This is a genomic window from Microbacterium sp. (assembly GCF_026393345.1).
Lineage (GTDB): Bacteria > Actinomycetota > Actinomycetes > Actinomycetales > Microbacteriaceae > Microbacterium.
The window spans coordinates 1-11,177 of the sequence record NZ_JAPLAI010000061.1; the positions used below are offsets into that span (position 1 = coordinate 1).

The window sequence follows — 11,177 nt, forward strand, 5'->3', positions numbered from 1 at the left end:
ACATTATGCATCTAACGCGAACGCTCGGTACGAGCGCAACTCGATCCGCACTATCACCAGGTGCCCCGGACCCCTCCTGTACGATCAGCGACACCTAGAACGCCACCCGAACCTGCGTTAGACGCAAAAGGGCGTGGTTATGGCGATCGTCGGCCCGTGGGCCATCCAGGTGTACGGCGACGACGTCGACTGGGGCGTCGTGCCGGTTCCCACGCAGGACGGCACGCCCGCCGAGGACACCTGGACCTTCAGCGACGCGAAGAACGTCGGTATGTTCACCGCCTGCGACAACAAGGGCACCGCGTGGGACGTGCTGAAGTTCGCCACCAGTGAGGAGCAGGACGGGATCTGGCTGGAAGAGACCGGGCAGATGCCGCTTCGCCAGGACTTGACCGCGACCTACCCCGACTACTTCGCGGCGAACCCCGCCTACGAGCAGTTCGGTGACCAGGCCTCCCGCACCGTCGAGGTGCCGAACGTCCCCAACTCGGTGGAGATGTGGCAGACCTTCCGCGACGGATACTCGAAGGCGGTCATCTTCGGTGACGAGGACGTCGACACGTTCCTCAGCGACACCGCTAAGAAGATCGACGAACTGGTCGCGGGGAACTGACGTGACCGCCACCGCCACCGGCGGCCGGACCGGGGGTGACCGCCCCGTCCGGCCCCGGGTGCGGGGAGCCCGGGGCCGGCTCCTGGGGCGTCAGCCCCTCGGACTGGCGCTCGCCGCGCCCTACCTCGTCTTCCTCCTCGTCGTCTTCGCCTACCCGGTCTGCTTCGCGGTGTGGATGTCGTTCCACGACTACTTCTTCGCCGCACCCGGCGCGCAGGTCGATCAGCCCTTCGTCGGCTTCGACAACTACGTCCAGGTGTTCTCCGACCCCGCCGTCCGGCAGTCGTTCGCCAACGTGGGCATCTTCCTCGTGATCAACGTCCCGCTCACCGTCGTGCTGTCGCTGGTCCTCGCCAACGCTCTCGACCGTGTGGTCCGGGCACGCACGTTCTTCCGCGTGAGCTACTACGTTCCCTACGTCACCGCATCCGTCGCGGTGGTGGCGGTGTGGCTGTTCCTGTTCTCCAAGAACGGTCTGGTGAACACGCTGCTCGGCCCGCTGGCACCCGATCCGTCCTGGCTGGTGAACTCCTCGCTCGCCATGCCGGTGATCGCGTTCTTCGTCACCTGGAAGGGGTTGGGGTTCTACATCCTGCTGTACCTCGCGGCCCTGCAGAACGTGCCCCGCGAACTGTACGAATCCGTGTCCATGGACGGCGGGGGGCGCCTGCGGGCGTTCTTCTCGGTGACGGTGCCGGGGGTTCGGCCGGCCACCCTGCTCGTGGTGCTCCTGTCGACCATCACCGGTGCCAACCTCTTCACCGAGCCGTACCTGCTCACCGGTGGCGGCGGCCCGAACGGTGCGTCCGCCTCGCCCGTGCTGTTGATCTACCAGAAGGGCATCGAGCAGGGGAACCCCGGCATGGCCGCCGCGATCGGGGTCGTCCTCATGATCCTGGTGCTCATCATCGCCGCGGTGCAGCGACGGTTCGTGGGAGGGGAGGAGCGATGAAACGTGCACTCGGAAGCAAGGTCGCGCTGTACGTCGTCCTCAGCCTCGGGGCGGTGCTGTTCCTGTTCCCCTTCTGGTACATGATCGTGGGATCGCTGCAGCGGGATGTCGACCCCTCCCTCGCGGGAGCCTTCCCGAATCCGGGCAACCTCACCCTGGACAACTACACCGCCATCAACGGGCGCATCAACCTGCTGCAGGGGCTCGTGAACTCCGGCATCTTCACCGGTGGTGTGCTGCTGGGGACCGTGGTCTTCGGCACGCTGGCCGGGTACGCCCTCGCCGTGCTGCAGTGGCGCGGACGCGGAGCGACGTTCGCGCTCGCGCTGCTGGTGCAGGTGGTGCCGTTCCAGCTGCTGATGATCCCGCTCTACGTGCTCATCGCCCGCGACTACGGACTGTCGGACAACTACCTCGGCATGATCCTGCCGTTCTTCATCAACTCCACCGCGGTGGTGATCTTCCGGCAGTACTTCCTGCAGGTGCCCCGGGAGCTCTTCGACGCCGCCCGCATCGACGGGGCGGGGGAGTTCCGGCTGCTGTGGAGCGTGGCCCTGCCGCTGGTGCGGCCGGCCCTGCTGACGGTGATCCTGCTCACCTTCATCGGGCCGTGGAACGAGTTCCTGTGGCCGTTCCTCATCACCAAGGACGCCACGCTGCAGCCGCTCGCCGTGTCGCTGGCGAACTTCATGTCGAACGCCGCCGCGACCATGTCCAATCCGTTCGGGGCGATCATGGCCGGCGCCGTGGTGCTGGCCATCCCCGCCGTCGCCCTGTTCGTCGTCTTCCAGCGATCCTTCGTCTCCAACGACCTCGGTTCCTCCGTGAAAGGTTGATCATGACCGCATCCGTCTCCACCGTCCCCTTCCGCTTGCGCCGCCTCGGCATCGTCATGACCCCGGCGCAGGGCGATCCGAACGAGGCCGAAGGGGTGCTCAACCCCGGGTCCGGCCGCGGCCCGGACGGGCAGCTGTACCTACTGCCGCGGCTCGTGTCGGAGGGCAACGTCTCGCGGGTCGGCCTCGCTCGCGTCATCGTCGAGGACGGCATCCCGGTCTCCGTGGCCCGCGAAGGGATCGTGCTCGCGCCCGACCGCGGCTGGGAGCGCGGCGCCGACAACGCCGGCGTCGAAGACCCGCGGGTCACCTGGATCGAGGCGCTCGGGCTGCACGTGATGACGTACGTCGCGTACGGCCCGCTCGGGCCGCGGACGGCCGTCGCCGTCTCGGCGGACCTGCGCGACTGGCGCCGGCTCGGGCCCGCGCTCTTCCGGTACCAGGAAGAACTCGACACGGACCTGAACCTCTTCCACAACAAGGACACCGTGTTCTTCCCCGAGCCGGTCACGGCCCCGGACGGCACCCGGGCGCTGGCGGTGCTGCACCGCCCGATGTGGGATCTCGGCGAGACGCGTCCCGGACAGGGGGTGCGGTTGCCGGCGGGCATCACGGACGACCGGCAGTCGATCTGGATCAGCTACATCCCGCTCGAGGCCGTCCGCGCCGACGTCGCGAACCTCGTGCTGTGGGAGCAGCACCGGTTCGTGGCCGGGCCGGAGTTCCCGTTCGAGGCGGTCAAGATCGGAGGCGGACCGCCCCCGCTTCGCGTGCCGGAGGGGTGGCTGGTGCTGCACCACGGCGTCACCGGCGTGATCGACAACGCGTTCGAACAGCAGCAGAAGGTGAATTACGCCGCCGGTGCGCTCCTGCTCGACGGCGACGACCCGTCGCGGGTGATCGCGCGCACCCCCGAGCCGCTGCTGGCGCCGGAGACCGACGACGAGCGCAGCGGGATCGTGCCCAATGTCGTCTTCCCCACCGCGATTGAGGAGATCGACGGCCGGTACTTCGTGTTCTACGGCATGGCCGATTCGAAGATCGGCGTGGCCGAGCTCGAGCGCACCGACTGACACGGCGGAGGCCGCACGGCGATGTCCGAAACCCGCGAGTCTGTGGTGCGGAGGCATGTCAGGCTGGGGGAGTGAGCCAGGCAGGGATGACCTTCGACGAGCGGTATCGCGCGATCCATGCGCGTGACTCTCGCTTCGACGGGCAGTTCGTCACGGCGGTGCGCACCACCGGCATCTACTGCCGGCCGAGTTGCCCGGCCCGCACCCCGAACCCGGGCAATGTCACCTTCTATCCCACCTCGGCCGCCGCGCACGAGGCGGGATACCGCGCCTGCAAACGGTGCCTGCCGGAGGCCGCGCCCGGCTCGCCGGAATGGGACCTGCGGGCGGATGCGGCGGGCCGGGCCATGCGCCTCATTGCCGAAGGCGTGGTGGAGCGCGAGGGCGTGCCGGGACTCGCCGCGCGGCTCGGCTACTCCACCCGCCACCTCACGCGCCTTCTCGCCGCCGAGCTCGGGGCGGGCCCGCTCGCCCTCGCCCGTGCGCATCGCGCACACACCGCGCGGATGCTGCTGGTGGGCACCGCGATGCCGGTCGCCGATGTCGCGTTCGCGGCCGGGTTCGCCAGCATCCGGCAATGCAACGACACCGTCCGCGAGGTGTTCGGCATGACCCCGACGGCCCTCCGTGCCCGCGGACACGGCCCGCAGCCTGCGCCCCCCGGCGAGATCGACCTGCTGCTCGCGCATCGGCGCCCCATAGACCTCGATGGGGTGTTCGCGTGGATGGCGGCGCGTGCGGTGGCCGGCGTCGAGATCGCCGGCACCGACGACTTCGCCCGCACGCTGCGGTTGCCCGGCGGACCCGCGTGGTTCCAGGTGCGCCGCGACGGCGGCGAGCTGCGCCTGCGTGCCCGCGTCTCCGCGATGCCCGATCTGCCGCTCGTCGTGACCCGCGTCCGGAGACTGTTCGACCTGGACACCGACCCGCTGGCCATCGATGCGGCGCTCGCCGCAGAACCGGCGCTCGCCCCGCTCGTCGCCGCGACCCCGGGGATCCGGGTGCCCGGAGTCGCCGACCCGCACGAGATGCTCATCCGCGCGATGATCGGCCAGCAGATCACGGTTCGCGCCGCCCGGACCGCGCTCACCGCGCTCACTGACGCGCTCGGAGAGCGGACCGACCCGCACGAGGGCACCGACCGCCTGTTCCCCACCATGGCGGCCATCGCCGCGCACGGTGCGGAGGTGCTGCGAGGCCCCGCCGCCCGCATCCGTGCCGTCACGGGCGCGGCCGCCGTGCTCGCCTCGGGAGAACTCACCCTCAGCACCGGGGACGACCCGCTCGCCCAGCGTGCTGCGCTCCTCGCCCTGCCGGGCATCGGCCCCTGGACCGCCGACTACGTGCGGATGCGGGTGACCGGCGACCCGGATGTCTTCCTGCCCGGCGATGTCGCCGTCCGCACCGGCGCGGCCGCCGCCGGCATCCCTGCGGAGCCACGACCGCTCACCGCGTGGGCCGAGCGCACCGCGCCCTGGCGCAGCTACCTCACCGCGCACCTGTGGCACGCCGCCGCCACACCTCCGACACCTCTGACACCTCGGGAGACCTCATGACCGCCACCCTGCAGACCCTCGATACCCCCGACGGCCCCTTCACCCTGCTCGTCGGCGAGCGCGGGCGCGTCCTCGCCTCCGGCTGGACGGCCGACCCCGACGCCGTGCTCGCCCGGCTCCGCATCCGACCCGCCATGATCAGCGAGGGGGAGACGGATGCGGCGGCCGCCGTCCGCGCCTACTACGACGGTGACGTCACCGCGATCGACGGCGTGGAGGTCGCGCAGACCGGCACGGTGGGCCAGCTGGCCGGATGGCGGGCACTGCGGCAGATCGCGCCCGGACGCCCGCTCACGTACACCGAGTTCGCCGGCCGCCTCGGCAACCCGCGGGCGGTGCGGGCCGCCGCGTCGGTCTGCGCCCGCAACGCCCCGGCCCTGTTCGTTCCGTGCCATCGGGTGGTCCGCAGCGACGGGTCGCTGGGCGGCTTCGCCTGGGGGCTCGACGTGAAGCGGAGCCTCCTCGCCCGCGAAGCCGCGGCGTGAGGGCGCGCCCGGGATCGCGTGATTGACGTCCAGCCGACACTCAGCCTAGGCTGGAGGGCTGCCGCGCCGTCGTGCGGACAGCCCGACGCCGACGAGGAGGACCCATGATTCAGCCCGCCACCGCTGAGCCGGCCGTCCTCCGCGCAGAGCAGAGCCCGCGGATCATCGCCGGGTAGCGCCCGGCTCGTTCCCTCGCCGCGACCGGAACTGGGTCGCGTCCGTCATCCGCTCCGTCCCCCTGAGGCTCATGTCATCTTCGACACTGTCCACCCCGCGCGCGCTCGCGCGCCTCGTGCCGTTCGCCCGCCCGGTCATGCGCCGGATGCTGGCGGGCGCCGTGAGCGCGCTCGCCGCCGCCCTCGTCGCCCTGGGAATCCCGCTCGTGCTGGAAGCCGTGGTCGCCGGCCCGATCGCCACCGGTGACCCGGGCGCGATCGCCGGGGGCGCGGTCGCGATCCTCGCGCTCGGTCTCGCCGAGGCGGGACTGGTGTGGCTGCGGCGCTGGTTCATCCTCGCGCCGTCCACCCGCATCGAGTACGAGCTGCGCACCCGGTTCACCCAGCGATTGGAACGCCTCCCCGTCTCGTTCCATGACCGCTGGCAGTCGGGGCAGCTCCTCAGCCGCATGATGCAGGACATCGGCCTCATCCGCCGGTGGCTCGCGTTCGGCCTCGTCATGCTCGTGGTCAACGCGTTGACCATTCTGGTCGGCACCGTCGTCCTCTTCCGCTGGCACTGGGCGCTCGGTGTCGTCTTCCTGCTGTGCTCCGCGCCGCTGTGGTACGTCGGATTCCGGTTCGAGAAGCAGTACGGGGTGCTCACCCGGCAGAGTCAGGACCAGGCCGGCGACCTCGCCACCGCGGTGGAGGAAAGCGTGCACGGCATCCGCGTCCTCAAGGCCTTCGGCCGCGGCGGGCACGCCCTGCAGAAGTTCACCCGGCAGGCCGAGACGCTGCGTCAGACCGAACTGCGGAAGGCCGGTGCGGTCGGCGCCATCTGGTTCTGGCTGACCCTCCTCCCGGAGATCGCGTTCGCGCTGTGCCTGGTCACCGGCATCGTGCTCGCGCAGCAGAGCCTCATCACGGTGTCGGAACTGTTCGCGTTCTTCGCGATGGCGACTGTGCTGCGCTGGCCGATGGAGTCGATCGGATTCCTCTTCTCGTTCCTGCTCGACGCCCGCACCGCCACCGACCGCGTGTTCGAGGTCTTCGACGAGGAGAACACGATCGTCGACCCCGCGGAGCCCGCCACGATCGCCGAACCGCACGGCCGGCTCGTCTTCGAGGGGGTGCACTTCCGCTACCAGGACGCCCCCGAGACGCAGCGCGACCTGCTCAACGGCATCGACCTGACCCTCGAACCGGGAGAGACCATGGCGCTCGTCGGGCTCACCGGGTCCGGTAAGACCACGCTCACCACCCTGCCGACGCGGCTCTACGACGTCACCGGCGGGAGGGTCACCCTCGACGGCGTCGACCTGCGCGATCTCACGCTGCGGGAACTGCGCACCCACATCTCGACCGCGTTCGAAGAGGCCACGCTCTTCTCCGCATCCGTCCGCGACAACGTCCTCCTCGGCCGTGACGACCTCGACCCGGCCTCACCGGAGGGGGAGCGCGTGCTGCAGGAGGCGCTGCAGGTCGCCCAGGCGGCCTTCGTGCACGACCTGCCCGACGGCGTCGAGACGGTCATCGGGGAGGAGGGAATGAGTCTTTCCGGCGGACAGCGCCAGCGGCTCGCCCTCGCCCGCGCGGTCGCCGCCCGTCCCGCCGCGCTCGTCCTCGACGACCCGCTGTCCGCGCTCGACGTCGACACCGAGGCGCTCGTCGAAGAAGCGCTGCGGCAGGTGCTCGCCCACACCACCGCGCTCATCGTCGCGCACCGCCCCTCCACGGTGGCGCTCGCCGACCGGGTTGCGCTGCTGGAGGAGGGCCGGATCACCGCGGTCGGTCGCCACAGCGACCTGCTGCGCGAGTCCGAGCACTACCGCTACGTGATCTCCAGCCTCAACGACGACGATGCCGACACCCGGACGGAGGCCGTGCGATGACCAGCGTCACCGGCACCAGCGGCGAAGACCGCTCCGACTACACCCGCACCGAGAGTGTGCACATCCGGCGCCGTTCGCAGCGGCTGCTCGCAGGGCTCATGCATCCCGTCCGCGGCCACCTGGCGCTCGCGGCCGTCGTGCTCGTCGTCTCGACCGCGCTGCGCGTCATCGGCCCGAGCCTCATCGCCTACGGCATCGACAATGCCCTCCCCGCCGTCATCGAGCACGCGGACTGGCTGCCGACCGTCGGTGTCTTCCTCGTGTACGCCCTGTCCGCGATCGGCGGCGCAGCCCTCATCGGCTGGTACGTGCTGGTGGCTGCGCGGCTGACGCAGGCGGTGATGCTGGATCTGCGCACCCGCATCTTCCGTCACACGCAGCGACTGAGCCTGGAGTTCCACGAGAGCTACACCTCCGGCCGCATCATCTCGCGGCAGACCAGCGACCTCGACAGCATCCGGGAACTCCTCGACGGTGGGCTCAACGAGCTCGTCTCCGGCGTCCTCTACGGCGGGTTCACGCTCATCGCGCTGCTGCTCATCGACGTGCAGTCCGGCCTCATCCTGGTCGTGATGGGGTTGCCGCTCGCCCTCCTCATGCGCTGGTTCTACCGCCGCTCGCAGCTGGTCTACCGCGAGTCGCGCGTGGTCAGCGCCAAGGTCATCGTGAAGTTCGTGGAGACGATGACCGGCATCCGTGCGGTGAAGGCCTTCCGCACCGAGGACCGCGACGACCGCGAGTTCGGGGAGCTGAGCGAGGACTACCGAGCGGTCAACATGCGCTCCATGCGCCTGTTCGGCACGTTCGAGCCCGGGCTCATGGCCGTCTCGGCGGTGACGCTCGCCGCGGTTCTGCTCTGGGGCGGGATGCGGGTGTCCACCGGAGCGCTGGAGGTCGGCGTGCTGCTGGCGGCCGTCCTGTACGTGCGGAACTTCTTCTCGCCGCTGCAGGAGGTGGCGATGTTCCTGAACCAGTACCAGTCCGCCGCCGCAGCGCTGGAGAAGGTCTCGGGCGTGCTCGAGGAGGAGCCCAGCGTTCCGGACCCGCAGCGTCCGGCGTCGCTGCCCGCCGCATCCGGGCACGTGCGCTTCGAAGACGTGGAATTCGGATACGGCAACGGCCGAACCATCCTGCCGCACCTGAGCCTCGACATCCCGGCCGGGCAGACGATCGCGCTCGTGGGCACCACGGGCGCCGGGAAGTCGACGCTCGCGAAGCTCGTCTCGCGGTTCTACGACCCGACGCGGGGGCGCATCACGCTCGACGGCATCGACCTGCGCGAGCTCTCGCCCGCCGACCTCCGCCGCGCGATCGTCATGGTCACGCAGGAGGCGTATCTGTTCAGCGGGACCGTCGCGGACAACATCGCGCTCGGCAAGCCCGACGCCACCCTCGAGCAGATCCAGGCCGCCGCCCGCGCGGTCGGTGCGGACGCGTTCATCCAGGCACTCCCGGACGGCTACGACACCGACGTGAACAAGCGTGGCGGGCGCGTGTCCGCGGGGCAGCGCCAGCTCATCTCGTTCGCACGCGCGTTCCTCGCCGACCCCGCGGTGCTGATCCTCGATGAGGCCACCGCATCCCTCGACATCCCGAGCGAGCGGCTCGTGCAGGAGGCGTTGCAGACTCTGCTCGCCGAGCGCACGGCGATCATCATCGCGCACCGGCTCTCGACCGTCGCGATCGCCGACCGCGTGCTCGTGATGGAGCACGGCGAGGTCATCGAGGACGACACCCCCGACGCGCTCATCGCCGGCACAGGCAAGTTCGCGCAGCTGCACGCCGCGTGGCGGGAGTCTCTGGTCTGACCCCCGGGGTATCTCGTCAGAGGGTGATGCGGGCGACCGTCTCGCCGAACTCGGTCTCGCCGACCGGCTGGAACCCGACCCGTTCGAAGAACGGCTGCGGGCCGTCGTCGCCCTCCTCGTAGATCACGTCGACGTGGGTCATGCCGCGTTCGCGGGCCTCGGCGAGCATCGCATCGACGAGGAACCGGCCGACGCCGCGTCCCTGGTCGTCGGCGTCGACGTTGATGCGCCACAGCACCGACTGGAAGTACTCCTGCGGCTCGTCCGGATCGAAGCTCGCGCTGATGAACCCGACGACCTCGTTGCGGTCGAGCGCCACCCGCTGCCAGCTGGTGCGGGGGTTCACGACCGTCGCGGCGGTGCCGTAGCTCACCGGTGCGATGAACTGCTCCTGGCCGGGTTTGAGCGACATGGAGTTCACGGCGACGATGGTCGTGGCGGACAGTTCCTCGAGGCGCAGCTCCGTCATGGACACAGGCTAACGTGCTGGGTGCACCCACTCCACCGTCGGTTCGCCGAGCTGTGCATGAACGGCGAAAAGTATCTTGACGTCGAGATACTTTCGCGGGTGCGATAGTCTGAGGATCTACCCCCACGACGCTCGTACGGAGAGACCACACGTGCCAGATTCCACCATCATCTACACGCACACCGACGAGGCTCCGGCACTCGCGACCGCATCCTTCCTCCCCATGGTCACGGCGATCGCCGGCCAGGCGGGCGTCGAGATCGAAACGCGTGACATCTCGCTCGCGGGCCGCATCCTCGCGACCTTCCCGCAGCGGCTGACCCCGGAGCAGCTGGTCGGCGACGCGCTCGCCGAGCTCGGCGGTCTCGCCACGCTCCCCGAAGCCAACATCATCAAGCTGCCGAACATCTCGGCCTCGATCCCGCAGCTGAAGGCGGCCATCGCCGAGCTGCAGTCGCAGGGCTACGACGTGCCGGACTACCCGGACAACCCCTCCTCGCACGAGGAGGAGAGCATCCGTGCCCGCTACGACCGCATCAAGGGCTCCGCCGTGAACCCGGTGCTGCGCGAGGGCAACAGCGACCGTCGCGCACCGCTGTCGGTGAAGAACTACGCGCGGAAGCACCCGCACCGCAACAAGCCGTTCGCCGCCGGGTCGAAGACCCGCGTCGCCACGATGGGCCACGACGACTTCGCCACGAACGAGAAGTCGGTCGTCATCCCCGACGACGACGTGCTCACGATCCAGCACATCGCCGAGGACGGCACGGTCACCGTGCTCAAGACCGACCTCAAGGTGCTGCCCGGCGAGATCATCGACGCCACGTTCCTGTCGGCGAAGGCCCTGGATGCCTTCCTGCAGGAAACCCTCGAGACGGCCAAGGCCGAGGACCTGCTGTACTCGGTGCACCTCAAGGCCACCATGATGAAGGTCAGTGACCCCATCATCTTCGGCCACGTCGTGAAGGCCTACTTCGCCGACGTGTTCGACACCTACGGTGACGCGCTCAGCGAGGCCGGGCTCTCCGCCAACAACGGTCTCGGCGCCATCCTGTCGGGGCTCGCGCAGACCGGCAAGGCCGACGAGATCCAGCAGGCCATCACGGCCGACCTCGCCCGCGGCGCCCGTCTGTCCTACGTGAACTCGGACAAGGGCATCACCAACCTGCACGTGCCCTCCGACGTCATCGTCGACGCATCCATGCCCGCGCTCATCCGCAACGGCGGAAAGCTCTGGGGCGTCGACGGCGGCGAGGACGACACTCTCGCGGTCATCCCGGACTCGTCCTACGCGGGCGTCTACCAGGCGACCATCGACGACGTCATCGCCAACGG

General features: G+C 69.8%; 10 protein-coding genes. 9 read left to right on the forward strand and 1 reads right to left on the reverse strand.

Features of this window, described 5'->3' with window-relative positions; translation table 11 throughout:
* Nucleotides 1-139: 139 nt before the first annotated feature.
* The 8 genes from NT132_RS12110 to NT132_RS12145 all read left to right on the forward strand — a co-directional run bounded on the left by NT132_RS12110 (nucleotide 140) and on the right by NT132_RS12145 (nucleotide 9,373).
* Entirely contained in the window at nucleotides 140-613 is a 474-nt protein-coding gene (locus NT132_RS12110) for an extracellular solute-binding protein (protein ID WP_297789262.1), read from the forward strand.
* Between the two features lie 58 nt (nucleotides 614-671).
* Entirely contained in the window at nucleotides 672-1,565 is an 894-nt protein-coding gene (locus tag NT132_RS12115) for a carbohydrate ABC transporter permease (RefSeq protein ID WP_297789287.1), read from the forward strand.
* Nucleotides 1,562-2,401, forward strand: a complete 840-nt coding sequence (locus tag NT132_RS12120) for a carbohydrate ABC transporter permease (RefSeq protein WP_297789266.1) — start codon at nucleotides 1,562-1,564, stop codon at nucleotides 2,399-2,401. The genes NT132_RS12115 and NT132_RS12120 overlap by 4 nt, the downstream gene beginning before the upstream one ends.
* A 2-nt stretch (nucleotides 2,402-2,403) precedes the next feature.
* The gene (locus tag NT132_RS12125) at nucleotides 2,404-3,474 is read left to right on the forward strand and encodes a glycosidase (RefSeq protein WP_297789269.1); all 1,071 of its coding nucleotides are present in this window, start codon (nucleotides 2,404-2,406) and stop codon (nucleotides 3,472-3,474) included.
* Nucleotides 3,475-3,560: 86 nt separating this feature from the next.
* Entirely contained in the window at nucleotides 3,561-5,030 is a 1,470-nt protein-coding gene (locus NT132_RS12130; RefSeq protein ID WP_297789290.1) for an AlkA N-terminal domain-containing protein, read from the forward strand.
* A complete protein-coding gene (locus NT132_RS12135) occupies nucleotides 5,027-5,515 on the forward strand; it encodes a methylated-DNA--[protein]-cysteine S-methyltransferase (RefSeq protein WP_297789272.1) in 489 nt (162 codons plus the stop codon). The genes NT132_RS12130 and NT132_RS12135 overlap by 4 nt, the downstream gene beginning before the upstream one ends.
* A gap of 247 nt (nucleotides 5,516-5,762) precedes the next feature.
* Nucleotides 5,763-7,565, forward strand: a complete 1,803-nt coding sequence (locus tag NT132_RS12140; protein WP_297789275.1) for an ABC transporter ATP-binding protein — start codon at nucleotides 5,763-5,765, stop codon at nucleotides 7,563-7,565.
* Nucleotides 7,562-9,373, forward strand: a complete 1,812-nt coding sequence (locus NT132_RS12145; protein ID WP_297789278.1) for an ABC transporter ATP-binding protein — start codon at nucleotides 7,562-7,564, stop codon at nucleotides 9,371-9,373. Before NT132_RS12140 ends, NT132_RS12145 begins: the two co-directional genes overlap by 4 nt.
* 16 nt (nucleotides 9,374-9,389) lie before the next feature.
* On the opposite strand, the gene NT132_RS12150 is transcribed toward NT132_RS12145, so the two are convergent.
* Nucleotides 9,390-9,842: a GNAT family N-acetyltransferase gene (locus NT132_RS12150; RefSeq protein WP_297789281.1), complete on the reverse strand. Its 453-nt coding sequence runs from the start codon at nucleotides 9,840-9,842 to the stop codon at nucleotides 9,390-9,392.
* A gap of 151 nt (nucleotides 9,843-9,993) precedes the next feature.
* Between NT132_RS12150 and NT132_RS12155 the strand changes: the two genes are divergently transcribed.
* On the forward strand, nucleotides 9,994-11,177 hold a 1,184-nt coding region (locus tag NT132_RS12155; protein WP_297789284.1), incomplete at its 3' end, for an NADP-dependent isocitrate dehydrogenase.